General features: G+C 57.9%; 20 protein-coding genes. 12 read left to right on the forward strand and 8 right to left on the reverse strand.

Annotated elements, in window-relative coordinates; translation table 11 throughout:
• Window positions 1-57: 57 nt before the first annotated feature.
• Both B150_RS0113285 and B150_RS21055 read right to left on the reverse strand, forming a co-directional pair.
• Complete coding sequence (locus tag B150_RS0113285) at window positions 58-933, reverse strand: MipA/OmpV family protein (RefSeq protein WP_162139703.1); 876 nt, start codon at window positions 931-933, stop codon at window positions 58-60.
• A 159-nt stretch (window positions 934-1,092) separates the two neighbouring features.
• Complete coding sequence (locus B150_RS21055) at window positions 1,093-2,463, reverse strand: MATE family efflux transporter (RefSeq protein WP_020400429.1); 1,371 nt, start codon at window positions 2,461-2,463, stop codon at window positions 1,093-1,095.
• A 151-nt stretch (window positions 2,464-2,614) separates the two neighbouring features.
• Here B150_RS21055 and B150_RS0113295 point away from each other — a divergent pair, with 151 nt between their 5' ends.
• The 5 genes from B150_RS0113295 (at window position 2,615) to B150_RS0113320 (ending at window position 8,237) form a co-directional block, all read left to right on the forward strand.
• On the forward strand, window positions 2,615-4,354 hold the full coding sequence (locus tag B150_RS0113295; protein ID WP_020400430.1) for an OPT family oligopeptide transporter: 1,740 nt from the start codon (window positions 2,615-2,617) through the stop codon (window positions 4,352-4,354).
• Window positions 4,355-4,368: 14 nt separating this feature from the next.
• The gene (locus B150_RS0113300) at window positions 4,369-4,914 is read left to right on the forward strand and encodes a hypothetical protein (protein WP_020400431.1); all 546 of its coding nucleotides are present in this window, start codon (window positions 4,369-4,371) and stop codon (window positions 4,912-4,914) included.
• 159 nt (window positions 4,915-5,073) lie between these two features.
• Window positions 5,074-5,538 carry a RidA family protein gene (locus tag B150_RS0113310; protein ID WP_020400433.1) on the forward strand — a complete coding sequence of 155 codons (465 nt, stop codon included), beginning with the start codon at window positions 5,074-5,076 and terminating at the stop codon, window positions 5,536-5,538.
• Between the two features lie 106 nt (window positions 5,539-5,644).
• Complete coding sequence (locus B150_RS0113315; RefSeq protein ID WP_020400434.1) at window positions 5,645-6,928, forward strand: Xaa-Pro dipeptidase; 1,284 nt, start codon at window positions 5,645-5,647, stop codon at window positions 6,926-6,928.
• A gap of 25 nt (window positions 6,929-6,953) precedes the next feature.
• Window positions 6,954-8,237 carry a M24 family metallopeptidase gene (locus tag B150_RS0113320; RefSeq protein ID WP_020400435.1) on the forward strand — a complete coding sequence of 428 codons (1,284 nt, stop codon included), beginning with the start codon at window positions 6,954-6,956 and terminating at the stop codon, window positions 8,235-8,237.
• A 166-nt stretch (window positions 8,238-8,403) separates the two neighbouring features.
• On the opposite strand, the gene B150_RS0113325 is transcribed toward B150_RS0113320, so the two are convergent.
• Window positions 8,404-9,537 carry a phospholipase D-like domain-containing protein gene (locus B150_RS0113325; RefSeq protein WP_020400436.1) on the reverse strand — a complete coding sequence of 378 codons (1,134 nt, stop codon included), beginning with the start codon at window positions 9,535-9,537 and terminating at the stop codon, window positions 8,404-8,406.
• Window positions 9,538-9,661: 124 nt separating this feature from the next.
• Here B150_RS0113325 and B150_RS0113330 point away from each other — a divergent pair, with 124 nt between their 5' ends.
• Entirely contained in the window at window positions 9,662-10,363 is a 702-nt protein-coding gene (locus B150_RS0113330; protein WP_155860062.1) for a class I SAM-dependent methyltransferase, read from the forward strand.
• Between the two features lie 84 nt (window positions 10,364-10,447).
• Here the strand turns inward: B150_RS0113330 and B150_RS0113335 are convergent, their stop codons facing one another.
• A complete protein-coding gene (locus B150_RS0113335; RefSeq protein WP_020400438.1) occupies window positions 10,448-12,001 on the reverse strand; it encodes an MFS transporter in 1,554 nt (517 codons plus the stop codon).
• A 270-nt stretch (window positions 12,002-12,271) separates the two neighbouring features.
• Here B150_RS0113335 and B150_RS0113340 point away from each other — a divergent pair, with 270 nt between their 5' ends.
• The 4 genes from B150_RS0113340 to B150_RS22505 all read left to right on the forward strand — a co-directional run bounded on the left by B150_RS0113340 (window position 12,272) and on the right by B150_RS22505 (window position 17,737).
• Entirely contained in the window at window positions 12,272-13,720 is a 1,449-nt protein-coding gene (locus B150_RS0113340; RefSeq protein WP_020400439.1) for an oligosaccharide flippase family protein, read from the forward strand.
• Window positions 13,721-13,747: 27 nt separating this feature from the next.
• On the forward strand, window positions 13,748-14,305 hold the full coding sequence (locus B150_RS0113345; protein WP_020400440.1) for a PAS domain-containing protein: 558 nt from the start codon (window positions 13,748-13,750) through the stop codon (window positions 14,303-14,305).
• A 127-nt stretch (window positions 14,306-14,432) separates the two neighbouring features.
• Window positions 14,433-16,013, forward strand: a complete 1,581-nt coding sequence (locus tag B150_RS0113350; RefSeq protein ID WP_020400441.1) for a response regulator — start codon at window positions 14,433-14,435, stop codon at window positions 16,011-16,013.
• Window positions 16,013-17,737 carry a sensor histidine kinase gene (locus B150_RS22505; protein ID WP_020400442.1) on the forward strand — a complete coding sequence of 575 codons (1,725 nt, stop codon included), beginning with the start codon at window positions 16,013-16,015 and terminating at the stop codon, window positions 17,735-17,737. Before B150_RS0113350 ends, B150_RS22505 begins: the two co-directional genes overlap by 1 nt.
• A 47-nt stretch (window positions 17,738-17,784) precedes the next feature.
• Here B150_RS22505 and B150_RS0113360 read toward each other — a convergent pair whose 3' ends face one another.
• The 4 genes from B150_RS0113360 to mobA all read right to left on the reverse strand — a co-directional run bounded on the left by B150_RS0113360 (window position 17,785) and on the right by mobA (window position 24,014).
• A complete protein-coding gene (locus tag B150_RS0113360) occupies window positions 17,785-19,518 on the reverse strand; it encodes a dipeptidyl-peptidase 3 family protein (RefSeq protein ID WP_020400443.1) in 1,734 nt (577 codons plus the stop codon).
• Window positions 19,519-19,547: 29 nt separating this feature from the next.
• On the reverse strand, window positions 19,548-22,820 hold the full coding sequence (locus tag B150_RS0113365; RefSeq protein ID WP_020400444.1) for a S41 family peptidase: 3,273 nt from the start codon (window positions 22,818-22,820) through the stop codon (window positions 19,548-19,550).
• Window positions 22,821-23,028: 208 nt separating this feature from the next.
• A complete protein-coding gene (locus tag B150_RS0113370; protein ID WP_020400445.1) occupies window positions 23,029-23,235 on the reverse strand; it encodes a cold-shock protein in 207 nt (68 codons plus the stop codon).
• A gap of 224 nt (window positions 23,236-23,459) precedes the next feature.
• A complete protein-coding gene (gene mobA, locus B150_RS22510) occupies window positions 23,460-24,014 on the reverse strand; it encodes a molybdenum cofactor guanylyltransferase (RefSeq protein ID WP_020400446.1) in 555 nt (184 codons plus the stop codon).
• 646 nt (window positions 24,015-24,660) lie between these two features.
• Between mobA and B150_RS0113390 the strand changes: the two genes are divergently transcribed.
• A complete protein-coding gene (locus B150_RS0113390) occupies window positions 24,661-25,263 on the forward strand; it encodes an RNA polymerase sigma factor (protein WP_020400449.1) in 603 nt (200 codons plus the stop codon).
• A 35-nt stretch (window positions 25,264-25,298) separates the two neighbouring features.
• Window positions 25,299-26,297 (forward strand): FecR family protein, encoded by a 999-nt coding sequence (locus tag B150_RS0113395; RefSeq protein WP_020400450.1) that lies wholly within the window; start codon window positions 25,299-25,301, stop codon window positions 26,295-26,297.
• The last annotated feature ends 45 nt before the right edge of the window (window positions 26,298-26,342 follow it).

Consider the following 26,342-nt stretch of genomic DNA (forward strand, 5'->3'; position numbering starts at 1 on the left):
GAAAGGGTTCAGGTTCCGGGCCTGATTAAAACACGGAACGCGGCCTTGTGCTACACCTCAGAACTTGAACTGAATGCCGGTGCCGCCAATGAACTGCGTGGAAGAGCCGTAGCCGCCGCCGGTAAGTGGGCTGTCGCCAGCGTCACCCAGCAGTTTGCCGATAGAGGTAAGCCCCAGCACCCGCACGGAAGGGGTCAGTTCATAGACACCGATCACGTTAAGCGAGATATCAGATACACCGGCACCGGCATCAAAGGCATCAAGCCCACGCGCCGAATTGGCGGCCTGTTGCGGTGTGATGCCGAAGTTGGTTTGCATGGCTTTCTTTGACATCCATTTGGCGCGGATACCCGCCCCCATGGCGAAACTGCCGGACTTGAAAATGCCGTGCCCCGCGGTCAGGCGAATTTGCGTGCCTTGGCCCGCGCCAAGCGCGTGGCGTACGTCCCCGCTGATCAGCATGGCTTTGCTGGAATAGCGTGCAAACACGCCGACATCGAAAGTGGTGGAGATATCACCAAGGCCCTCAAGAGCCTTGTTGGTATCTTCACTGCGGCCGCCATGAAGGTTGAGAAGCGGCCCTGCCTCAAACTCGCCCTTGCGGATCAGGGAGTACGTGAGGTTACCACCATTGAGGCGCCACACATCCTTGTAGCGGATATCAATGAGTGGAATGGCGCGGAAGCGGTAGTTGTTGGAGCCTTCATAATCAGGCGTCCAGCCGATACCGGCACCAATGCGTGCTTTCACGTCTGTGCTGTCAAGATCGCCGGGCAGCAAGAGGTCAATGCCTTCCTGCACAGCTTCAAGCGCGTTGTTGAAACGGTCGGACACGTTGAAACGGTCCGCCGATGCGCCGGTGGTCACTACAAATGGCAGTGCAGCTGTCGCCAGCGCCGCCATCATGCGTCTTGATAAATGTCTGTCCTTCACTTCAGGTCCCCAAGTTCCTGTCATGCGTGCCCGAGCGAGCCTAGCGCAACATCCTGTCCTGACTAAATATTTTCGCAGACAAAAAGGTAAAATTAAGGCGCCTTTGTGCCCGGTTGCGGTCACTTTGCCACGCCGTTGCCGCGAATAGCGTGGTGCCCGTCAGGGTTTGCTGCGGGCGAGGAAATAGAAACGTACCATCTGCAGGATGAAAGAGACAATCACGCCGATGGTCATGCCTTCCATCAGGCCCTGCATGCCACGCTCGAGCGGGAAGGCCAGCCAATAGCACACCGGCAGCATGACAAAGGCGAAGGAAAAACCCTGAAGGGCGGTGGGCCACCATGTTTCGCGGTAGCCGCGCAGCACGGCGGAAGCCACCATTTGCGCGGCGTCAAACACCATGCCCACGCAGTAAACGGCAGCAAACGGCAGCAGCAGCATGACCACCCGGTCATCCTTGGTGAAAATGCCCAGAAGGTCGCCGGTATAAAGATAGATGAAAACCGCAAAGACGCCGGTGACAAGGAAATTGAGCGCGACACCCGAGATGCCTGCGAGTGCCGTGTCAGCCCGGTCACGGCGCGAATAGGCAATGCCGGTGCGCACGCTGGTGGCAACACCAATACCGATGGAGATCATGAGCGGGATACCCAGCACCTGATAGACCACGCCGTGGGCGGCAAGCGGCAAGGTGCCAAGCCAGCCCGCGAACACGGCAAGGGCCGAGAAGGCGAGCACTTCAGCGGCGAGGGAGACCGCGCTTGCATACCCCATATGGCGCTGGTCGCGCCATTCGGACCATTTCTGGCCGTGCGGCTGGCGCGTGCCGTAGCCGCGCACGCTGGGCGCATACCAAACATAGGCGAAGGCCGCACCCGCGAGGCACCAGCGAATGACGGTTGATGTCCAGGCGCTACCCGCCGCGCCCATTTCCGGGAAGCCGAAGGCACCGAAAATAAGCGCATAGTCGAGGACGAGGTTGAGCACATTGGCGCCCATCATCAGGTAAAAGCCCACTTCCGCGCGTTTGATGCCTTCAAGGAACATGGTGGAGTTGAGGAACAACAGGTGCCCCGGCACGCCAATGGCAAGAATGCGAATGAGGTAGCCTGCCTCGCGTGCTTTCTCCTCCGTCTGCCCAAGGAGCTGGAGCCAGAATTCAGCTGGCCAGATAAGCGCGAGGATCACAAAGCCGATCACGAGCGTGAAAGGCAGGTTCCTGCGCCACACACGGCCAGCTTCGCGCGGGTTATCCTCGCCAATCGCATTCGCGACATAGACGGTGATGCCACCCAGAAGGCCAATACCCACCACCAACGCAAACATGATGACCGACTGGTTGGCAAGGTTCAGCCATGCAAGGTGTTCGGTCGCATAGTGGCCCACAAGGGCTGTATCGACCATCGACAGGCCCATAACGCCAATGCGCATCATCACCGCCGGCAAGGCAAGCCGCGTCAGCTCACTGAAGTGCCGCTTCAAGCGGTCCTTCAGCCATTCGGCGCTGACAGGGGTGTTTGCGTCGGTCATTTCATGTGCCTAAACGAAGGGTAAACCTTGGCCGGATCATCTGGACGGTGGCCCGAAAATACTGCTAGGCTTGTTTTAACGTGCATGCAAGTGCTTGCGCATGTAGGGTCAAAAAAAGAAAAAAACTAACCAATCCTCGGGGGAGATTGAGGTGTCTCAAGAAAATCTTGCTAGTCAGGGGCCTATTACGCACGGCGCGTACCCTGAACTTTCGCTCCACGCGATCTTTGTCGGTTATTTCCTTGGCGTGATCATCGCCATGTCCATCGGTTTTGCGGCGCTCAAGCTCGGTTTCTCGATCGAGGGGTCTGAGCTTGCGGCCATTCTCGGCTTCGGTATCCTGCGCGGGCTTTTGCGCCGCCGCTCCATCGTTGAGAATAACGTCACCCAAACGGTGGCAAGCGCCGTCAACGGTGCATCATCGGGCATGATGTTCTCTGTTCCCGCCATTTTCATTCTGGGTTTCGGTAACGACTTCAACCCCTATGTGCTGACGTTCGGCGCCATCGCGGGTGCCTTCCTCGGCATCGCCTTTATCATTCCGCTTCGTAAGCAGATGATCGATTTCGAGCGTCTGACCTATCCGGGCGGGGTGGCGGTTGCCACCATTCTCAAGTCACCGGGTGCGGGGATCGAGAAGGCGAAGCTTCTGGTTATCGCCATGCTGATCTCAGGCTCGCTCCATGCTGTCAGCCTCGCGACCGGGGTTGAGAACTTTGCGCTCTTCGAGATGATTGGCCTGCCTTCCTATATGAACGGTACATGGTACCTGTCGCTCATGACTGTGGGTGTGGGTTATATCGCCGGTCGTGGCGGTGTGGCTTTCATCATTGGTGGTTATGTCTGTTACTTCGTGCTTGCGCCGCTCCTCTCCGCCACGGACCTGTTCCCGGTTGTGAACGGTGTGCTGGTCAATGAGCCGGGGCCACTGCGCACGCTGCTGTTCCGTCCTGTGGGCATTGGTATGCTCATCGGTGGTGCCATCATCGGTGTGATGTTCGCGCTGCCGCTTATCCGCTCCGCAGTCTCTTCCATGCAGTCGGCCGCGAAAGTTGAAAGCGCCATGAGCAAGGATGAGATGCCGATCAAGCTTCTGTACATCGCCATCGGCGGTGCGGCGGTGCTGCTGGGTATCATGGCCGTGACCTCAACCGAGCAGGTGGGCATTGTGCGCGGCCTGATGATGGCGGTGCTTGGCACGCTCTGGATCTGGATGGCGGGTATTATCCTCTCGGAAGCGGTGGGCCGGACCAACTGGTCGCCGCTGTCGGGCATGACCCTTGTGGCAGTAACGCTCCTGATCGTCATCACCCAAAGCTTCGGCGGCATGGACAAGATGCAGTCCATCGTTGCGGCCATCACAGTGGGTGCCGCAACCTGTGTGGCCATGAGCCAGGCAACCGACCTGATGCTTGATCTCAAGACCGGTTACCTTGTGGGCGCAACGCCGCGCATGCAGCAGCTTGGCCAGTTTGCCGGTGCGTGGCTTGGGCCGCTTGTGATCATCGTGCTTGTTTACGTGCTCAACGACGCCTATGGCCTCGGCTCCGACAAGCTGCCGGCACCGCAGGGCCAAGCGCTTGCCAGCATGGTGAACGGTATTCTGGGCGGCGATGTGCCGACCGAGAAATACATCGCCGGTGCGCTCATGGGTGCGCTGCTCTCTGCTGTGCAGGGTGGGCTTGGCATCACTGTGGGCCTTGGTTTTTACCTGCCGTTCAACATTGTGCTGACCTACTCGATCGGTACGCTTTTGCGCGAGATTTCAGACCGCAAGGCGGGCCGCGACTGGTCGGACAACAAGGGTATTCCGATTGCCGCAGGCTTCATCGTGGGTGAAGCGCTTGTGGGTGTGGGGTATGCCGTCAACATCATTGTCAGCGCGAACTAGGGGAGGACAGGACCATGAAAACCATTGCTTATCTCATCGTAGTCCTCGCGTTCCTTGGCGCGGCTTTTCTCGCCAGCCTGCACCCGACCATGATGGATTGGCCCACCTTCCTGCCGGTGATTGCCGCTGGTGTGATTGGTGTGGTGCTGATCAAGCGCACGGAACACGCGGAAGCGCGCTCAGGCGAGAAGCTCGCGCGCAACCGTGTGGTGCTTGAGACCAGCCTCGAGAATATCGTCACCAACCTCAAGGCTATTGATGGCCGCAAGGACAAGGTGCCGACCTACGAGATGCGGTTCGAGATCGACAAGCTGTTGCGGGCGGACCTCACCAACTTTGCCGATGCGCGGGACAGCATGAAGCACCTTTTTGGCCTGCAGGCCTATGCCGACATCATGTCGAGCTTTGCGGCGGGTGAACGCTATATCAACCGCGTATGGTCGGCCTCGACCGACGGGTATGTGGACGAGGTGCTGACTTACGTGGAGAAGTCCCTCAGCCAGTTCGAACACGCGCGGGAGGAATTCCGGACAGCGGCGGCGAAAGCAGCTACTGCCTGACCTCAGCTAACATCAAGCAAGTCAAAGCGGCGGGCCTCGGCTCGCCGTTTTTTTGTCGCATGCCATGGGCGTTTCACCGCATGGCGCTTGTGTGCCACGCCCCGCGCATACAGGGTGCGCTTGCTTTGAAAAGCGTAGTAAATAATGACGAGGACAATCATGAAATACCTGACGACAGCCCTGACCCTTATGGCCCTTGCGGCCCCGGCCTTCAGTATGCCTGTGGCGGCTGACAGTGCACGTGAACGCGCTGATATCATCGTGCCCAAATTCTGGCAGCGCTCCTATGACGACTGGCACTATGCACCGGCGGTGAAGGTGGATGGCCGCATCTACCTCTCTGGCGTGGTGACCCTGCCGCAGAACGGTGACATGAAAGCCGCCTACCGCGGTGCATGGGGGCATATTGACGCCATCCTCAAAGAGGCAGGCGCGAGCCTTGATGACATTGTGGATATCACCACTTTCCACACCAACCTGCGCCCGGACTTTGATGAATTCACCGCAGTGAAGGATGAGTTTATCAAGAAGCCCTACCCGGCCTGGACCGCGATTGGTGTCGACAGCCTCCTGATGCCGCAGGCCAATGTGGAGATCAAGGTCATCGCCCACCTGCCGCAGTAGACGTATCGCTACAGGCAAGGTCGTGACCCGGCGATAATCAGGTTGGACAAGCCCTGATTTTCGGCCTACGGTCACGGCCTGATTTTTTGCATAAAAGGGGACGTTTATGCGTATGTTCATGAAGGCAGCAGTGGCCGCTGCCAGCATCCTTGGGGTGGGTGCATCCGCTATCGCGGCAGAGACCGTTATTACCGCAGACGCCATGGTTGACGTGGTCAAGGGCAAGCTGATCGAGAAGCCGATGATTGTGGTGCGCGATGACCGCATCGTGGCGATTGGCAAGCAGGGCAGCTTCACACCGGGCGAGGACGCCACCTATATCGCGCTGGACGGTATGACGCTGATGCCCGGTTTCATGGACATGCATGTGCATATCTCGGGCGATGCCGAGACACCCTTTTACATGACCATGGGCTACTCCATCCCGCGCCAGACCGTTGTGGCGGTCAAGAATGCGGAGAAGACCCTGATGGCCGGTTTCACCACCATCCGCGACCTTGGCGATGACGGCTATTCCGTCATTGGCGTACGTGACGGCATCAACGCGGGCGAGATTGTTGGCCCACGTATCTATTCGGTCGGCAATGCGCTTGGTATCACTGGCGGGCACTGCGACAACAATTTCCTCGCGCCCGAGATGAAATCCAAGTCGAACGGCGTGGCTGATGGCCCATGGGCTGTGCGCGAAAAAGTGCGCGAGAATATCAAATACGGCGCGAACGCCATCAAATTCTGCGCGACCGGTGGTGTGTTCTCGAAGGGCACCAAAGTGGGTGTGCAGCAATATACGCTTGAAGAGATGAAAGCGATTGTGGACGAAAGTCACCTGCGCGGCCTTGTGGTTGCGGCCCACGCGCACGGCACCAGCGGTATCAAGACCGCGATTGTTGCCGGTGTGGACTCGGTTGAGCACGTGAGCTTCGTGGATGACGAAGCCATCGCGCTCGCGAAGAAGTTCGGCACCTATTTCTCGATGGATATTTATAACACTGAATACACGCTGACTTACGGCGCGGAAAACGGTGTGCCGGAGGAGAATATCAACAAGGAGCGCGAAGTATCCCAGCGCCAGCGTGAAAGCTTCAGCCGCGCGGTCAAGGGCGGCGTGAAGATGGTCATGGGCACGGACGCAGGCATCTATCCGCACGGCGACAATGCCAAGCAGTTCTCCCGCATGGTCGAATTTGGCATGACACCGATGCAGGCGCTGCAGGCCGCCACCATCAATGCCGCGACGCTCCTCAAGCAGGAACGTGACCTCGGTGCGCTGCAGGAAGGGTTCCTTGCTGATATCGTGGCCGTTAAGGGCAACCCGCTTGATGATATCACGCTCACGGAAAATGTGACTTTCGTCATGAAAGACGGCGTGGTCTATAAAGGCGGAAACTAAAAACAGCCAAATGGGAGGCGAGGGCATGACTTTCTCAAAACGTGATTTCCTGAAACTGGGTGCAGGGGTGGCGGCAGGTGGCCTGATGGCCAGTGCGGCGCACGCATCGGGTGAGGGTGGCGGCAGCAGCAAACCGGCAGCGGGTCTCAGCCCCATCACCGGTGACGTCAAGCCGATCACGGTTGAAGAGAGACAGGCCCGCGTCGCCCGCGCGCAGGAACTGATGGGTGACATGGGCATCAGCGCACTGCTGATAGAGCCCGGCCCAGCCATGCTGTATTTCACCGGCATCAGCTGGTGGCGCAGCGAACGGCTGACTGCCGTCGTCATTCCGGTGCGCGGCGATATTGCCGTTGTCACCCCCTATTTTGAGGAGCCGAGTGTGCGCGAAAGCATGACATTCGGTGACGATGTGCGCCCGTGGCACGAACATGAAAGCCCGTTCGAGCGTGTGGCGGGTATTCTGAAAGACCGTGGCCTTGCGGGCGGCAAACTCGCGTTTGAAGATACGGTCCGTTATTTTGTCGTGGAAGGCATGAAAGCCGCTGCGCCCGATTTTGCCATTGTGAGCGCGCTGCCCGTCACCCTTGGCTGCCGCATGTATAAAAGCGCCGCTGAAATCGCGCTGATGAAAAAGGCCAACGAGGTCACGCTCAAGGCTTACGAACATGTTTGGGGTACCTTGCAAGCGGGCATGACGCCAAGTGACATTACCGCGCTTATGGACTCAGCGCAGGCGGCGCTTGGTGGTGGCAGCATCTGGAACATGGCACTTCTGAATGAAGCCAGTGCGTACCCACACGGCACCAGCCAGCCGCAGGAACTGCGCGAGGGCAGCGTGGTATTGATGGACTGCGGCTGCGCTGTTGAGGGTTACCAGTCTGACATCTCCCGCACCTTTGTGTTTGGCGAGCCAACCAAGCGCCAGCGCGAAGTGTGGAACACGGTGCGCAAGGGCCAGGAAATCGCGTTCGAGACCGCCACCATCGGCACGCCAGCGGGCAAGGTGGATGACGCCGTGCGCGCCTACTATGAAAGCCTTGGCTATGGCCCCGGCTACCAGACCCCCGGCCTCAGCCACCGTACCGGTCACGGTATCGGCATGAAGGGGCATGAGAGTGTCAATTTTGTGCACGGTGAAAAAACGCCACTCGCCGCTGGCATGTGTTTCTCGAACGAGCCGGGCATCTATATTTTTGACGAATTTGGCGTGCGGCTTGAGGACTGTCTTTACATGACGGAAAACGGCCCGGCGTGGTTTACCGTGCCGCCTGAAAGCCTTGAAAAGCCTATCGGCAAAATGGGTTAGCGCACGCGCCCATACCCTTATTGTCATGCGTACCTAAATTTTTTCTAGGTAGGCGTACCCCCTAAATCGGGGCACAGTCCTGTCCGTCGACTGGTGATCGACAGACTGCATCTGGGGCGTGCCATCGATGGGGGTGGCATGTCCCGTTTTTTATTCTCCAAAATCGCTACAGATATTTCCGGAACGGGACCAGCAGTGCGCCGGTAAGCTTCTCGCTAAGGGGCCGGTTTTTCCAGTTCCTCATGGTGAAGGCGCGGCTGTGCATCAGGTCACGCTCGAACTGCTCCTGCAGTTCCGCGATGAAATTGCTGTCGCCTGTGGTGACCATCACTTCCTCATTCTGTCGCATGCTGAGGCCATCAAGGTTGAAGCTGCCGATGGCGCACCAGCTGTCGTCAATGACCACCTGCTTCAGGTGCAGCATGGACGGTTCATAATAATAAATCTTTGCACCGCGTTCGATCAGGGCCCCCGCGAGCCTCTTGCCCACCACATAGGGCGCGTATTTTGAATAGTCGGAGAGGATGATCTCGAGGCTCACACCACGGTCGAGCAGTGCATACAAGGGCTCAAGTACGTCGGCCACGGGCGCGAAATACGGCGTGACCAACCGCACCCGGGTGTGGGCATTCTCAAGCTTCTCAATGAACACCTTGGTGAAATCCACATTGTTGGTGTGCGGCGCATTGGCGATGACCGCATAGGCATGCCGGTCGGTAAAGTCCACACCGCCTGCCTCAACGGGTGTGCCCTTGGTGGTGAAATTCCAAGTGGTTTCAAACAGGCGCGATAGCTGGCCGGTGACCTCATGGTCATATTCCACCATGCTGTCGCGCCAGTCGCTGATTTTGTCCAGAATGCAGACACCGCCGGCAAAGCTGCGCTCGCCGTCCACAATCAGCACCTTGCGGTGGTTGCGCGGGAAAAACTTGAGCGGCGCGAATGTCTTGGCCGATGGCGGGCGGTAAAAGCTGACCTCCACGCCGTGCTTTCTGAGGTTTTCCACCTTGTCCGACTTCATCAGTTCGCGGCAACCCCACCAATCGAGCAGCAGGCGCACCCGCACGCCCGCATCGGCTTTTGTTGCCAGCACATTCATGAAGCGGTCGCCGATGTTACCGGGCAGGAGAATGAACTCCTCAAGCTCGATGGAGCGTTCGGCACTGCGGCAGGCGTCCAGCATGGCGTCCCAAGCGCCGGTGACGGTGTGGTGGAATTTATACGGACGGCTCATGCTGTCGCTGCGGGGGGCGGTCATCGCGGGGCCGTTCTCAGCCTCAATCTTGCCGCTGGCGTTCATGTCAAAACTCTCCTGTTTGGATATGGAGGAGTATGCCCGAGAGCGTCATAAATTTTCGATTGGGGCTTGTAATGGCGAAGGTGAGTTTTAGTTATATAGTAACATTTTAGGTAGGGGATTTTTTGTGAGCGATAAAACAGGCGTTATCCAGATGGCTTTCGCGGGCGACCATGCCAAAAACTATGACAGCGCCCGTAAGCGCATGATGCCAATCAAGGGCGCGCTGCATCTGTGTATCGAAGCCGTGCTGGCGGACCTGCCCGAAGATGCGCGTTTCCTTCTGGTGGGGGCGGGCACGGGGGATGAACTTTTGGCGCTCGCCGTCATGTTCCCGCACGCCACCTTCACGGTGGTTGAACCCTCGCCCGACATGATGGCGGTGTGCCGCGAGAAGGCGGAAGCGGCGGGCGTTGCTGCACGCTGTGACTTCCACACCGGTTTCCTTGATAGCCTTGCGGACCAAGGCCCCTATGACGCGGCGACGAGCATCCTTGTCTCCCAATTCTGTGTCGAGCGCCCGGACCGGGTCCAGTTCTTCCGCGAGATGGCCACACGGCTCAAACCCGGTGGCTTTGCCATCACCGCGGATTTGAGCGCGGACCTTGAAAGCAATAATTTCAAACAGATGTGGCCGGTGTGGGCGGCGTTTCAGCACGGGGCTGACATGCCCGCAGGCATGGCGGAAAAATTTCTCGCTGCTGTGGGTACCCACCTTGCGGTCGCGACCGAGGCGGAGATGGAAGAACTGTTGCTGGAGAGCGGCCTCAAAGCACCTGTGCGCTTTTTCCAGACCCTGATGATCCACGCCTGGTTCGCGCGGCGCTGATATGCGCAAGTGAAAAGCCGCCCCAAGCACAGGGGCCAGGGCGGCTTTAGTGATAGGCTGCGCGGTGTGGCGCTGGTCTTTCGGTTAGCCTGTTTTCTGCGTCGCGATGCGGTAGGTCCATTTGCCATAGGCATAGAGCCCGATCGCCGAGACAATGCCTACCGCCGCCATCAGGTACCAGACGGTGCCGATATCATTGGCGGCATACAGACGGGCTGTGAGAGCCTCTGCCGTCTGGCCGGTCACGTCAACAAGCCTGTCGAAGGCTTCGCCGTTCGGGATGGCGGCGATCTGGTCCGCGCTCATGCCCTCGCTCTCGAGCACCCGGCGGGAGATCTGCTCCTTCGACGCCAGCTCACCATATAGATAAAAGCCGATGAAGCTTTCGCTCATCCAGCCGATGGCAAGCGGCAACTGACTGAAGCCCAGATACATGGCCTTTTTCTGCTCGGGCGCGATATTGCCGATATATTCGCTGGCCTTGGGGGCCGCGAGCATTTCCCCGATGGAGAAGCTGACGATCCCGAGGACGATCAGCCAGGCATAGTTGAAACCACCGAAGATCAGGAGCGCAGCGGACGCACAGAACGTACCCACGGCCATGGCGTTCGCGGCCTTGAAACGCGCGCCGACACCCGCCACGAGGAAGCACACAATCATGATCAGAAGCGAGTTCAGGTTGACCATGCCTTCGGGCATGATGCGCGTGCCTTCGTTATTCATGGCGAAGAAGCGGATTGCCCAGTCGCCGGGCCCTTCCGCGCCCCAGACATCGCGGACAATCACGCTGGTATCAACCCAGTCGCGGAAGAAAAGCGGCCCTATATCCCAGAAGATATAGAGCATGAACCAGAAGCCGGAGAAGAGCACGATGTACCAGATCAGTACCGGGTTCGCGAGCTCGGAGAGACTGTCCCGCCACAGGGCCTGCTCGGTGATCTCACCGCGTTTCACTTTCTCGCGGTGGGCAAGACGCGCTTCCTTGTCCACTTCCTTATAGGTCAGCAGCAGCAGGAAATTGAGCGAGATAATGCCCGCGCAGGCATAGAATACATAGGCCCATTCCATTTGCCTCATATAGGCGGCCAGCACGGGCCCTAGGAAGCCGCCGATATTGACGGTCTGGTAAAAGACCCCCCAGGCAATCGAGCTGTTTTGCCTGTTCGTGGCTTTCACAATCGTACCCTGCAGGCCCGGTTTGAAGATGCCTGTCCCGAAGGCGAGGACTACGGCCCCTGCCATGAAGCCCCAGAAGCTGGGGAAAAATCCCATCAGCAGATAGCCGATGATCTTGATCACGGTGGAGGCGAAAATGGTTTCCTTGTAGCCGACCCGGTCGGAGATACCGCCGGTGAACACCGGGACAAAGGTCTGGGTAATCACCCAGACAGTCATGATGATGCCCACCTCGGCCTCGACAAGGCCCAGCCCGCCATTGGAAGCGGCGTCGGTGCCGTATAGCCCCGCCACCTGACGGGTGCCGTAAAACGCCAACCGTTCCACCATCTCCATGCCGCCGCAGATCCAGAAAACATAGGATAGGCTTGCGATGGCGGCGAAGGTGCCCAGTTGTTTGACGTCGGTGATTGAGTTTGTGCGGAGGTCCTTGTCGGAATCGCCGGAAGTGCCTGCTGACATTCCCTTCCCCTTTATATTTTGTTGGCCCACGTGTTGTGTGTGGCTTTTTTATTCATGGCAGTTATCCCGCGGTGCCCAAACCGCCTGCCAGCCCAAAACCGCGCTATTAGGGCCAGACAGAGCCGCAAGGTCAACGCAAAACAGGCAAGGGGAGGGTATCGTGCGGCAAGGCGACACGCTGCAAGTGGTTTTCAGCCTTGTTGTTTGTGCGCGAGCTATCTAGGCTTCACGCCAGTCGCGCATGGGAGCGCAGCATCGCAGGGGCAATATGTGGGTGAGGTGAAACAACATTCGGTCGGCAAGTCCGTTTCATGGATGTTTGCCGCTCGTTTCCTGCAGGCACTGGTCCAGATTGGTGCGTCCGCATGGGTTGCGCGGCTGCTGACACCAAGCGAGATCGGACTTTTTGCGGTGTCCTTTGCTGTCCTCCTTGTACTCAATGGGGTGCGGGGGCTCGGGGTAAACCAATACCTGCTGCAGGTCAGGGACTTTGATACGCCTCACGTTCGCGCGGGTTTTACGCTGGTGTTTGCATTTGGTGTCGCTGTTTGTCTTGCCGTCAATCTTGTTGCCACGCCCGTCAGCAGTTTCTATGGCGAGCCCCATATGGCGGGCATGCTGCACCTGCTCAGCCTCAATTTTATCCTCTATCCTTTCCATATGATCATGCAAACGCGGGGCTCGCGGGAGCTTGCTTTTTCCTTCCTCGCGCGCGTCGAGGTGATTTCTAGCATTGTCTCCGCCGCAGTGACCTTGGGCTGTGCCTATCTGGGCTTTCGCTACTACGCCCTAGCCCTTGGTAACATCAGCTTCCTCGCGGCGACGATCATGCTTTATATGCCGCGCTATTGCCGGCTGTCGGACTTTGCCCTCAGCCGCACCCATACGGGCGAAGCGCTGCGATACGGCGGCTGGATTGCGGGCTCAACTTTTCTGTCCATGAGCGGGAACGCGCTGCCGGATCTTATTATCGGGCGGGTGCACGGCATTCGGGCCGCAGGGCTTTATGACCGGGCTGCTGCCATCAACCGCATGGTCTGGGACCAGCTCTATAGCGCCATTGGTGCGGTGCTTTTCCCAACCTTTGCGGCTGAGAAAAACCGGGGTGACGCGATGGCGCAGGCCTATATGCAGCGGCTGCGCGGTGTTGCAGATTTCCTGTGGCCCATGTTGGCGTGGTTGGTTGTAGTTGGTGATCAGGCCATTCTGTTTCTCTATGGTGATCAGTGGCAAGGTGCCGGCGGACCAGGGCGTGCCCTTGCGTTCGCGGCCATGGCGTCCGCGCCCTTCTTCATCTCGCGCGAGATGTTTTTTGCCCTTGGCCATACCCGCCTTTCGTTCCGGGTTGACCTGATCGTTTTCCTTGTGCGCGCGGCCACACTTCTGATCGCGGCGCCCTACGGGATCACGGTTATGGCGCTCAGCCTGTTTGTGCCTAACCTTACCTACACACTTGTGTCCCAAATCGCGCTGGCGCGGCTGGTGGAGGTGCCGGTTTTTGCGCTCGCGCGGGCAATAGCCGCGCCGTTTTTCATGACAGTGGTATACGGTGGGCTGCTGGTTGCAGCCCGTGAGGTTGGCGTATCCATGGGGGTCGTGGGCACCATGCCGATGCTGATTTTAAGCGCGGCTGTCACCCTTGTTGCGGCCCCCGTTTTGCTTTCGCTCACCCGGTCGCCATTGATCGAAAGCGTGAAAAGCTTCCTGCCGGGGCGCTGATGCGCTATCCTCAGGCTATGGGGAAGAGTGAAAGGGAAGACCGCCATTAATTCACTCAGCGAAAATACGGTAGAAGGTACGCGGGTCGACCGCGAGCTTAGCAACTTCACCATCACCGACGCGGACAATATACGCGCGGACAGCCCGCGCATAGATGAACTGCTCGACTATTTCACCCAAAAGACTGGCGGCAGCCGCCTTGTGTGCCGCGCCGATGTCAGCCCGCGTGATTTGAAGAAATTCCTGCCGGAAATCTTCATGTTCCAGATCATTTATGACGGCAACAAACTTGAGGACCTGCTGGTGCAGCTCATGGGCACGACGGTGGCCAATTTCTATGGCGAGATCACTGGCATGACCGTGCGTGAAGGCGCGCCAAGCCCGCTGGTTACCGAACGCATTCTGGCGGCATGTCACCGCATGCTTGAAACACGCAAACCTGTGGTCGCAGAAGCATCGAGTCTTTCTGAAGAGAAAAACCACCTGCGTGTGCGGGTGCTCTATATCCCCATGTCGGAAGACGGCATCCACATTGACCGCATCTTTGGTCACGCGCATGTTTCGCTGCGCTCCGCCGCGGAATAGTCATTAACACATCGTAAAAGGGTTTCTGTCACGCTTACCTCGGGTGTCGAGTAGTGCTGCGCTACTGTCTCATAGGGGCATGGGACCATGGGGCCGCACGGAAAAACCTCTTTTCCAAGAGATCACAATGTCCGATGACTTTTTGATCATTGAAGACGACGAAACCGATGACGAGGGCAGCCCTTCGCCCCTTGAGCCCCATACACCTTGGCGTATCCTGATTGTTGATGACGAGCCCGATGTGCACAGTGCAACCAAGCTGGCGCTGAAGGGTTTCCATTTCGATGACCGGCCGCTTGAATTTGTCTCCGCCATGTCGGGCGCGGAAGCACGTGAGCTGCTGCGGGGCGAATCGGGGTTTGCTGTTATCCTGCTGGATGTGGTGATGGAGGCGGATGATGCGGGTCTCAAGCTGGTCGAGTTCATTCGCGAGGAGATTGGCGACCACAGCGTGCGCATTGTACTGCGCACCGGCCAACCGGGCCAGGCACCTGAGCGCGACGTGATCGTGCGCTATGATATCAATGACTATAAGGAGAAGACCGACCTTTCGGCCACCAAGCTCTTTACGCTCATGTACGCCACACTCAGAAGCTTCCGCGACATCAATATCATTGAAGCCAGCCGGCGCGGGCTCGAGCGTGTGATCGGCGCGTCGGCACAGATGTTCAAGGAACAGTTCCTTGATAACTTTGCCCGCGGCGTGCTGGAGCAGGTGTCGTCCCTCATCGTCGGCGGGCTTGATGTCGCCTTTACGCTGGAGGAAGCCGCGGCGGCGACCCACGACCGCAAGGAAATGACGCTTGTGGCCGGCACCGGGCGCTTCAAGGGCAGCGTCGGCCACTCCGCCTGGGGTGTGTTCCCGGCACGTATTGCAAGCGCCATTGAAGAACACCGCGAACGCGGCCGCGGCGAATACGGCTTCTGGGTCGACGGGTCCTATGTGGGCATGGTGGTCGGCAACTCAGGCCGTGCCAGCATCCTCTATCTGGTGGGTGAGGGTAAGCCGAAGGAGATCGACACCCAGCTGATCCAGATTTTTGTGCGCAACGTGCTGATCGCAGTTGAGAATCTGTACCTGAGGAACGCGCTTGTGGATACGCAGCGCGAGGTGGTGTTCCGTCTCACGGAAGCAGTGGAGACACGCTCGAACGAGACAGGCAACCATGTGAAACGTGTGGCTGAGCTGTCGCGCATTCTGGGTGAAGCCATGGGCATGAGCCAATATGATGTCGAGATGCTGAAACACGCCTCCCCGCTTCATGATGTCGGCAAGATCGGCATCCCCGATGCCATTCTCAATAAACCCGGCCGTCATACAGACGAAGAACGGGCGATCATGATGACCCATGCCAAGCTCGGCTACGAAATCCTTGAAGGATCAGACCGGGAGATGCTGCGGGTTGCCGCCAACATCGCGCGCGACCACCACGAGAAATGGGACGGCAGTGGCTACCCAAGCGGCCTGAAAGGCGAAGAAATCTCCATGGTCGGGCGTATTACGGCGATTGCGGATGTGTTTGACGCCCTGTTATCGGTGCGCTGCTACAAGCCTGCGTGGGCGGAAGAAGACGTGATCAAGCTCCTCAAGGAAGAGCGCGGCAAACACTTCCAGCCTGAACTGGTGGATGCGCTTCTCGACCACTTGCCTGAAATCCGCGAACTATACGTAAGGTACCGGGACGAGCCAGCCGCGGGAGAAGCCTGATGCTGTCCGGCGATGTGGCGGATGGGCGCTTGGTCGCGGTCTCGGTCGCCTATCTGGTGTATGGTCCCGACAACCGGCTGAAATTCTATAATGAAGGCGCGGCGAAAGTATTCCCGGTTTTTCGCGAACGGGACGTCATTGGCCTGACGCGAGATGACGTGCGCGATATCCTGCGCTCGCAGGATGACTTCCGTGACACCATTGATGAACTGACCCGGCGCTCCGCCGGTGGCAAGCGCCTGACATCCGACATGGGCGGCTTCCGCTTCGGCAAAGACGGTGTGTTCGCGCTGGACGACCTGCCGCTGCCGGACGGCACCACGGTGACGGTAATCCGTGACCTGTCTGGCAAGAAACGCGCGATGGACGCGGTGGAGCGGCTTGATGCTGCGCTCACCCGTTTGGGGCAGGAAGAGGCGATCTATAACGGCACCAAAGCCCGCGCCTATGAAATCCTGACGGAGGTGGCGTGCGGTGCCCTCGGTGCCTCGCGCACCGATGTCTGGTTATTGAATGTGGACGGCACCGCGCTGTATGCGCAGGAAAGTTATTGGGATGCGGGCGGTGAACACCGCGACATGGGCCGGGTGGACGAGGCTGGCTGTGCGCCGCTTTTCTGCGCGATCAAGGGGCTTGAGCCGCTGACACTGCTTGAGCCCGCGGACGCGCCGGAGCTTAAGGGCTTTGACCTTGCAGGGTATTTCCGTTCGGTGCTGCTGGTGCCCATTTGCCGCGGCCCGCGCGCTATCGGGGTTATTCTCGTGGCACAGGCCGACGAAGCGCGGGACTGGAACGCAAGCGAGATATCGTTTGTTTCCTACCTGTGCGGCCTTGTCATGCGCATGCTGGAAGCCCACGACCGGCAGGTGGCGGAAGAGGGGCTGCGCGGTTTCAATGAAATGCTGGAAAAGCGGGTGAAGGACCGCACGCGCGAGCTTGAAGAGGCAATGGAAAACCTGCATCTGGCGCAGGGCGAACTGGTGCGGTCGGAGAAAATGGCGTCGCTTGGTGGGCTGGTGGCTGGCGTCGCGCATGAGATCAACACGCCGCTTGGTGTCGCGCTCACGGGTATCACCCATATGGCGGAAGAACTCACCGCGTTCCGACGCGCGGTGGAGAGCGGGCAGATCAAACGCTCTGACCTGAATGCCTTTATTGAGGCGGTCGCTGAAGGCACCGCCATGGCGGAACGCAACCTCGACCGTGCCGCACATCTTGTGCGCAGTTTCAAGATGGTGGCGGTGGACCAGACAGCCGACGACGTGCGGGAGCTCGATCTCGCCGCCTACCTTGGCGAGATCGTGGAAAGCCTGAGACCCACACTGCGCAAGACCGGGGTGATGGTGGAGGCAAGTGCGGAAGGAGACCTGCATATGCAAACGGTGGCGGGCGATATTTCGCACGTGCTGACAAACCTGATCATGAATGCGGCCCTGCACGCCTTCCCCGAAGGCTGGACGCGTGAGAAGGTGATCAAAGTGCAAGCGCGCCGCATGCCGGACCGGGTCACCATCGAAGTGATAGACAATGGCGCTGGCATCCCCGAAGCCATCAAGGACAAGATTTTTGAGCCCTTTTTCACCACAGCGCGCAACAAGGGTGGCTCGGGCCTTGGCCTCAATATCGTGTTCAATACCGTCTACCAGAAACTGAAGGGCGGCATTGCACTATCGGACGCGGCGGGCGGCGGTAGCCACTTCACCATCCAGATACCCCTGCAATGAAAAAGGCGCCTGGTGAGGCGCCTTTTGTGTTTTGTGACTGAACGCGGTTACAGCTTTTCAGGATATTTCGGCTGGATGTCCACCGGGATATCGGCGGTGCGTTTGATCGCGTCTTTAGCGTCGTCATCCAGTTTGCCGTAGGTGTCGAGGAACGCTTTAGCCGCTGCATAGTCACCATTGCCCTGCAGCACGACCACGTCATGCACAAGGTCGGTCACAGCCTCGGCCAGCCTGTCATAGTCGAGCACATAAAGGCCGGTGTCTTCATCGATTGAGAAAGCACCAGCCTTTTTAAGCCGTGCATACTGGAACGCAGCACCTTGGCCGTGTGCTTCATCGGTACCGAAACGCATGGCGCGGAACATACCGACAAAATAGGTGGCAAGCATGTTGTCACGCTCGGCAAACGGCAGTTCGCACTTCTCCATCATGAAGAGGATATTATAGACGCCCATGACATCTGCCTTGCCTTCTTCAATGGCGGAATAGAGCTCCTTGAGTTCCGCATTCACCGTGGTGTCTTTGCCGTCCTTGGTGATGGTGCCCGGGCCGAGGCTGTGGCTCAGCTCATGGAACAGGGTCTCAAGCGCCATATATTTCGCCATCATCTGTTCGGCCTGCTCAGGCACCAGAATATGCTCTGCCATCGGTGCGAGGATCAGTTTGAACTTGGCCTCAAGCACGTTATTCAGCAGCACCTTCTTGGCACCCTTGGCTTCGCGCACACGCTCGTCATTCGGCAGGTTGAAGGCAATGGTCTGCACGCCCGGCACGTTGTCGCCGCCGCCATGGATTTGTGTGGTGGCTGCAATCGGGCTTTCAAAACCGCGTTTGAAGTTCTTGTAGCTGTCGTCGACCGGCAGGTTGGCTTCCATGTCCTTCAGATAATGTTTGTAGCGCGCGACCGCCTCGCTCTCCTCAGGGTTCTTGATGGTGATGAAGGCTTCGTACGCTGCCTTATAGCCAAAAAGCCCGTCGGTATAGACCTCATAAGGCCCGATCGCGACTTCAATAGGTGTGCCTTCAAGGTCCATCCATGCGATTTCGCTCTCGAAATACTCATCCGACAGGAAGCTGTCCGCACGCTTGGCGAGGAAGTCCTTGAGGCTCGGGTTCGTGGTGATCTCGGACGCTTCGCGCAGCGCTTTGGCCGCTGGCTCCAGCCACTCTTTATAGTGTTCGCGGTAAGGGATGGCGACCAGCTTGTCGCCGTCGCGGCGGATCACGGTATAGAGGCTGGTGAAGGCTTCCTTGTCTTCTGGGTGCGCTTCAATCCAGGCCTCGAATTCTTCTTTCGTCATGTCCTCGGGGTAGAAAGCCGCGCCCACCGGCATTTCCTTATCCCCATAGAAGGGGTGATTTTCATGCAGCGTGTCCCATGGCCCGAAGTGCAGGTCGAACATGTCGAGCACAAGGTCCTTGTTCGCGAGGTCTGAGGACGCGATCTCGGCCCGGATTTCCGGGTTCTGCTCGTAACGCTGACGCAGGTAAATCTCGGACATATAGTTGGCGGCAACAATCAGCTTGTTGATAACCGCCTTTTCTTCGGCCGTCAGGAAGCTGGTGTCGCTTTCCATGTCGATGCGCGCAATCTTGTCGCGCTGGACCTGAATGTCGTAGCCAGCTTCTTCCATAATGGCTGGCTCTGCCGTTTGCGCCATTTCCTCAGCGTGACGTGCGGGTTCCGGCGCACAGCAGGCCTTCTGCGATTCCTGATAATAATAGTAGGCCCCTGCTGCCACAGCGGCGACAGCGACAAGCCCGAGTACGGCTTTAGCCATGATGTATTCCCTTCAGTGTTTACCCGTTTTTATTCTTTTTTGGCGTCTAGGTCCTTGAGCATCACCTCAACCGCTTTTTCAAGCTGGAGGTCACGACCTTCATCGAGGCTGTCCGGGTCGTTCTTGACCTTGATGGTCGGCTCAAGCTGCTTGTTCTCCATATAGTCGCCAAAGCGGTCCTTGATACCAAGCTGCGGGATGCCGAACACAAGGTCACCGCTCATCAGCCGCTCCCACCAGACGTAGGAACAGGTGCCCGGCACCGGCATGCCCACGGTCTTGCCCATTTCAAGCGAGGTGTAACCCGCCGGGAAACAGTGACCGTCGGAATAGTTGCCTTCGTTCATCAGCACGATGGACGGTTTGGTCCAGCGTGTCAGCGGCTCGCCCTGCGCCTCGCGGCCATAGGGCATGTTGGTCATATATTGTTTGCCGCCCAGAAGCTGCACAAGGTCGTCCGTCAGGTCGCCGCCGCCATTGAAGCGGGTATCAACCACGATGGCTTCTTTCGACATGCCGCGGCCAAACATCTCGCGGTAGACAGCGCGGTAGCTCTGGTCCGCCATGAACGGCACATGCACGTAAGCGAGGCGACCGTCAGACAGCTTGTCTACAAGCGCGCGGCGGCTTTCAACCCAGCGGTCATACATCCAGCCGCTTTCATCACGCAGGCTCGCAGGCTTGACCACAATGTCGAAATCCTCGCCCACGCGTGAGGTGAAAGTGAGGCGGGTGCGCTCACCGGCTTTGTTATTCAGCAGGGCGTAGTAGTTGGTCTCGTCAGTAATGGCCACGCCGTCGATGGCTTTCAGCACCGTGCCAGCTGCTACTTTTTTGTCAGCGTCCGCCACCGGGCTTTTGCTCAGCACTTCAGCAACCTTGAGGCCAGCGCCCATATGCTCCGGCTCAAACAGGAGACCGAGGGACGCGGTGCGGTCACCGCCCAAATTCGGGCGGTAGCGACCACCGGTGTGCGAGGCGTTCAGCTCACCCAGCATTTCGTCCATCAGATCGGCGAAGTCGCGGTTGTTGTTCGTGCTCCCAACCTTGCGGGCGTAATCCAGCTTCATCGCCGCCCAGTCCACACCGTGGAAACCGGGCAGGTAGAATTTATCGTCCACCTGACGCCAGATGTGGTGGAACATATAGTCGCGTTCCTCGTCCGGCTTCACCGTCATCATGGCGGAAACCTTCACGCCCTTCGGTGCACCCTTGTCGAGATCAATTTTCTGCAGGCTGCCGTCGGCCAGCACAAACAGCGCCTTGCCGTCAGCGGACATCTGCATGGACGCGCGGTCGGCCCCCAGCGGCACCAGCTTTTTGGTATCATCTTCGCGGAAGTCATGGACCCAAAGGTCATAACCACCCTCAAAGGACGAGAGGTAATAAAGCTTGTCGGCATCTTTCGACAGCGCAGCACCCGCAATATCGGACGAATGGATGGTCAGCCGCTTCTGGCGGTCCTCGATACGGTCCCATTCAATTTTGATGGGCTCGGGTGCCTTGTCAGCCTCGTCCTTTTTCTCGTCGTCTTTTTTGTCTTTTTCTGCGGCCTTTTTGGCTTCCTCGTCCGCCTCTTTCTTCAGTTCAAACTCTTCCTTCGAGAGGTTGAATTCGTCCCAGGCGTCCTTGTTGAGGAAGGCGGCATGAATGTCGAACTGGCTGCCGTGGCTGCCATGGTCGCGGCGGCCGAAGCGCGCTGTCGCCCATGTCACGATGCCACCTGATGAATGCCAGTTTGGTGCCATGTCGGTGTAGCCCGAGAGGCTGATGTCGTGCGGCTCACCGCTGCCATCTGCGCTGACCACCGCAATATTGGTGAAGAACAGGCGGCCGTTTGGCGCGAAGTCGATCGTCAGCCACTTGCTGTCCGGCGACCAATCGAAGCTGATATCGCCGTCCTGATAGGAGTAGTTATAATTGTCCGCAAGCGCTGTGGTGATCTTGCCACTGTCGCGGTCATAGACCTTCAGTGCGTCGCGCCCGGCGATGAAGGCAACCTTCTTGCCGTCAGGCGAGGATTTCGGCTGGAATACATCTTCGTCCGACTTGAACAGCAGTTTTTCATCAAGCTTGGTGGCGGCGAAGAAGTATTTCTCATTCTCGTCCGCGCGTTTGCTCTCATAGATGCGCCATTCGCCGTCGCGCTCGCCCGCATAAAGAATGCTGTCGCCTTCCGGTGTGAAAGCCACATGGCGTTCGGCCTCCGGCGTATTGGTGATGCGGCGTGTGGTGCCATAGTCGGTGGCGGTAACAAACACATCACCGCGCGAAACGAAAGCGATTTCCTTACCGTTTGGCGATACAGCAAATTCAGCAATGTCGCTGGCCGCGGACATGGGCTCAACGTCGCGGCCATGGCTGTCGGTGGTGAAATCAATATCCACCTGTTTCGGTTTGCCGCCATCCTTGAGCGTGTAGAGGTCACCCAGATAGAGATAGGCGAGGGTGGGCTTCTTCTCGCGCGAGGCAGTGAGCGAGCGGGCCGCATGCGGGCCGTGTTTCGTTAGCTGTTTGTCAGCCCCAGCCGCGTCATGATGCCAGACGTTGAAGGTGCCCGTGCGGTCGCTCAGGAAATAGAAACCGCCGTCCGCATCCCACGCAGGCGTATGGTCGCCCGCCGGGTCGGTCGTGACCTGGGTGTGCTCACCTTTCTTGGTGTCATAGAGCCAGATGTCGCGCGCGAAGGCGGAGCGGTCATGTTTGCGGTTCGCAGCTTCATAGGCCTTTTCTTCGCGGTAGAGGATCTTGTCGCCGTCCGGGTTCCAGACCGCGTCCATCGCACCATTGGTGCTGACCTGCACTGGCGTGCCGCCGGTGACCGCGACTTCATAAAGCTCCGGCATGCGTGCGGTCGGGTACTGCACGGTCGCGGCCGATTTTGTGCGACCGCTTGAGAACAGCACACGTTTGCCGTCGGCGCTGAAATCGCTCGGGATATCGTCGGCGCTGTGGAAGGTCAGCCTTGTTGCTTCGCCGCCTTCGGCTGGCATGACGAAAATATCAAGGTTGCCGGTGCGGTCACTCGCGAACGCAATGTGCTTACCGTCATGAGACCAGACAGGGTGGCCTTCCCACGCTGCATTCACCGTCATCGGGATGGCAGTACCACCACTTGCCGGGACTTTGTAGATGTCGCCGCGGAAGCTGAAGAGGATGGTTTTCCCATCGGGCGAGATGGCGCTGTGGCGCAAATAGTTTGGCCCAATCTCGGCCGCACGCTGCGCGTTCGCCGCAAGGCTCGTCGTTGCCATAAGAAATGCGATAGCGCCCGCTTTGCGCATGAAGGAAGTGCGTTTCATGAGGTCCCCCTTGATCCCTGTCTGTTTGCCTGCTCCCCGCAGGCTGATTATTCTTGTGAAGCAGCCTAAAGCTGCCCCGTAATTGTTGCCACCCGGTAGTTTCTTTTGCAACTGGTCATTCGCCAGACCGTGCCTTGGCTGCGCCGAAAGTCGGCAACAAAAAAGGGGCGGTAAACCGCCCCTTTTCCGTAATCCGTGTGCGATCGTCTTAGAGAACGACGATGTCGCCAGCAGACATGCGACCGCGACGGTCTTCAACCAGCTCGTAAGAAACGGCTTGGTTGTCAGCCAGCGATTGCAGGCCAGCGCGCTCGAGCGCAGAAATGTGTACGAATACGTCGTCGCCGCCAGCTTCCGGCTTGATGAACCCGTAACCCTTGGTGGTGTTAAACCACTTAACAGTACCTTTTGCCATAATCATGGTCTCCATATATCGCGAAGTCAGTCATGGCATCGGTGTCGGTTAACAAGTCGGTACCAGGCAGATCAGTCGCAGTCCGCATGCGGAGCTATCCTACCCGGAACAGCTCCATGCGTTGCGTAGATTATAACAACCATGGGTGCTGTCCAGCGGAATCAGGCTACAGTTTCATGAAAGTTTGGTGGCTGTGACGTTATTATCGCACTGTAAACAGAAACTTAGTCCCGAATGTTCAGTTTTGTAACAGTTTCAAGAGCAGCCAGTTCCTGCGGCGTATTGACGCCGGTGAGCTCAATTTTCCAATGATCAGGCACCGGGATGGGTCCGAGTCTCAATATCGCGAGCAAATCTCGCATGCGGGCAACCTGTTCCATTTGCGGGGAAAATACCGCTTTTGGCGCGAAAAATGGCAGGTAGAGGTCGTCATAAAAAGCGCCTTCGCTTCCTTCCATCAGGTGCGCGAGGGGGGCAGGGGATAGCGCCGGCATATCCACTGGCAGCACCAAAAGGTCGACAGGGTACTCTTGTTCCTTCAGCCAATGCACGATCGTGCGGGCCGGGCCGGGGAATTGCTCTGCACCGCGTGGGGTTTGCTCTCGCCCGAGCACTGTCACGCCGCCGAGGTCCAATTCCGCAGTAAGACTGAGGGCATGATCAAGCAGGCTTTTGCCGTGAAACGGGGTGGTGGCTTTGTCTGCCCCCATACGGGCAGATCTGCCGCCAGCCAGAATGACAGCCCAAGTATCCTTGAAGCTATACTTGTCTGTAGTCATATCGACTTCTTTTCCCACCGCTATCTTCAAATTGCCACCGGGAGCTCCGGCCATACATTGAGCGGGGTGTCGGAGCGCGATCGAAACCGAATCACTTTTTCTCGCACTTGTGCTGCGCAAACCCGCCCTATATCTTTGGTTTAAAGATTTTGGCCCAAGGTGGACAAGAGTTCAGTGATGCGCAAAAATAAGCCACTTTTCACCAAAGTGTTGCATATTTGTAACGTGGCGGGAAAGGGCAAAGAAAATAAGAAATATAATTACAAAATAGCTGTATAAAGCTATGGTAATTGCGAGGATTTAATGGAAATGGAAATAAAAAATGGGGCGGAGGAAGTAAAAACCCACTCCGCAACCAAGTTGAAACATGAGAGGAAACACACAAGCGTGTTTCATAGCTTATGACAACGCTGGCTGACCGATCCCTCAAGATTTTTTTGTTGATGGCATATTTCCTTGGACCTATTACCATTCAGATCGAAAGATTATCGCAGGTTTCTGCGGTTTTTCACTGGATGTGTAAGGTGATGACCAAGGAAGCCTCAGGAAAGAAGGTCAGGGCGTTTTGCTTCAGCGGTCTCCGCATCTCAGCCTCGTTACGAATGAGCCTCTTGGTTCATCCCGTGGCGACGCGCGTGAGGGCGGCATGACAGACCTGCTGGATGAGGTCGCCAAGCGGCGCAATATCAAGGCGCTTGAGCGGGCGATCAAGGAACATCACGGTGTGCTTGTTGGCTGGCTCACAAAGAAGCTTGGTTGTGCCGCTGACGCAGCGGATATTGCACAGGATGTATATGTGCGCGTCTACAAGTTCGCGGCGGTCGAGACCATCGACAACCCGCAAGCCCTTCTTTTCAAGACCGCGGCAAATCTTGCGATTAACGAACTGAAACGGCGTGGCCGGGTGCTTCGGCGCCAGGTAGACGCAGACGATGAAAACATGACCGATACGGTAGAGGCATTGCCGTCAGAAGCACCGACACCGGAAGAAGCTATCGGTCATAAACAAGATATATCCGCCATGGTGGCAGCGATCGGGCAATTGCCCGAAAAAGCCAGGGCGGCGTTCGTCAAGAACCGCTTCGAAGACAAGACCTATTCAGATATCGCACGGGAGCTGGGTGTGTCGGAAAGTACGGTCGAGAAATATATGATGGACGCTCTCAAGCGATTGCGAGCGCGCCTCATGCGTAAACCACAGGCCGCTGTCTTGCCGCTACCGCGCAAGGCAAGGCGCGGTAAAAGTTAATAGTAGCTGTGGGGGACAGGCAGAGGGCCTTCGAGATGATGACGATGAATGAACGGTTGGACATAGACGAGCAGGCAGTGGCCTGGGTTGCGAAGCTTCTGGGAGGCAAGACCCCGGACGCAGACAAACGCGCCTACACTGACTGGCAGGCGACAGATGCGCGCCACGCAGAAGCCTCCCGCGATGTGGAAGACCTGCTCGCGAGCCTTGATGCTGCTGGTGAAGAAGCGCTTGAGGCCGAAATGGTGCGCGAGATTGAGGCTTACGCCGAAGAACGCAAGCGTCGCCGCGTCTTTACAGGTATTTCGTCAATTGCTGCGGCTTTCATTGCTGCGGTAATGGTGACGATCACCATGTGGTCGCCGGCGCCGGACGCGCAGTATTACCAGACCAATGTGGGCGAGCGCACGACGGTAACGCTTGAAGATGGCAGCCATGTTCAGCTCAACACCGGTACCCGTATCAAGACCGTGATGATGGATGATGAACGTCATGTCACCATTGAGGGCGGTGAAGCCTTCTTTGATGTGACGCGCGACGAGGACCGCCCGTTCATCGTGACCGCCGGCAAAAGCGAAGTCCGCGTGTTGGGTACCCAGTTCAGTGTGCGCCTTGGTGCATCCTCGAACGTGATTTCAGTGCTGTCCGGCCTTGTGTCCGTGGCACAGCACCAGAACGGCGACAGCGATGTGAAAGAAGTTGCACTGCTGACCGCAGGCCAGCAAGTGGTGCATGTACCGGCGATCAACCGTGCCGTGGTGGAAGACTTTGATGCGAATGCTGCATTTGCATGGCGCGCGGGCAAAGCCTTTTACCGTGACACTCCACTTGCGGATGTTGTGACTGATCTTAACCGTTACTTTGCAGACCCGCTTGAAATCGCTGATAGCAAACTCGCCAGCTTGCCTGTTTCCGGCACCTTCAACCTCAACAATCAGGATGTTGTTATCGACGCACTTGAATCTGCCTTCTCAATCGTGGCAGTTAAGCGCGTTGACGGTGTGGTCCTCCTCTATGCGCGGCAGGAAGACTGAGCCCCGGCAACGGCAGGATAACAAACGTAATGTGTTGGGTTCTGA

It is taken from the genome of Kordiimonas gwangyangensis DSM 19435 = JCM 12864 (genome assembly GCF_000375545.1).
In the GTDB taxonomy this organism is placed as follows: Bacteria; Pseudomonadota; Alphaproteobacteria; order Sphingomonadales; family Kordiimonadaceae; genus Kordiimonas; species Kordiimonas gwangyangensis.

Coding starts and splice junctions, on each gene's coding strand:
- B150_RS21055 (WP_020400429.1), bottom strand. CDS start 2,463: ATGACCGACGCAAACACCCCTGTCAGCGCCGAATGGCTGAAGGACCGC.
- B150_RS0113300 (WP_020400431.1), top strand. CDS start 4,369: ATGAAAACCATTGCTTATCTCATCGTAGTCCTCGCGTTCCTTGGCGCG.
- B150_RS0113310 (WP_020400433.1), top strand. CDS start 5,074: ATGAAATACCTGACGACAGCCCTGACCCTTATGGCCCTTGCGGCCCCG.
- B150_RS0113315 (WP_020400434.1), top strand. CDS start 5,645: ATGCGTATGTTCATGAAGGCAGCAGTGGCCGCTGCCAGCATCCTTGGG.
- B150_RS0113320 (WP_020400435.1), top strand. CDS start 6,954: ATGACTTTCTCAAAACGTGATTTCCTGAAACTGGGTGCAGGGGTGGCG.
- B150_RS0113325 (WP_020400436.1), bottom strand. CDS start 9,537: ATGAACGCCAGCGGCAAGATTGAGGCTGAGAACGGCCCCGCGATGACC.
- B150_RS0113335 (WP_020400438.1), bottom strand. CDS start 12,001: ATGTCAGCAGGCACTTCCGGCGATTCCGACAAGGACCTCCGCACAAAC.
- B150_RS0113350 (WP_020400441.1), top strand. CDS start 14,433: ATGTCCGATGACTTTTTGATCATTGAAGACGACGAAACCGATGACGAG.
- B150_RS22505 (WP_020400442.1), top strand. CDS start 16,013: ATGCTGTCCGGCGATGTGGCGGATGGGCGCTTGGTCGCGGTCTCGGTC.
- B150_RS0113360 (WP_020400443.1), bottom strand. CDS start 19,518: ATGGCTAAAGCCGTACTCGGGCTTGTCGCTGTCGCCGCTGTGGCAGCA.
- B150_RS0113365 (WP_020400444.1), bottom strand. CDS start 22,820: ATGAAACGCACTTCCTTCATGCGCAAAGCGGGCGCTATCGCATTTCTT.
- B150_RS0113370 (WP_020400445.1), bottom strand. CDS start 23,235: ATGGCAAAAGGTACTGTTAAGTGGTTTAACACCACCAAGGGTTACGGG.
- mobA (WP_020400446.1), bottom strand. CDS start 24,014: ATGACTACAGACAAGTATAGCTTCAAGGATACTTGGGCTGTCATTCTG.
- B150_RS0113390 (WP_020400449.1), top strand. CDS start 24,661: ATGACAGACCTGCTGGATGAGGTCGCCAAGCGGCGCAATATCAAGGCG.
- B150_RS0113395 (WP_020400450.1), top strand. CDS start 25,299: ATGATGACGATGAATGAACGGTTGGACATAGACGAGCAGGCAGTGGCC.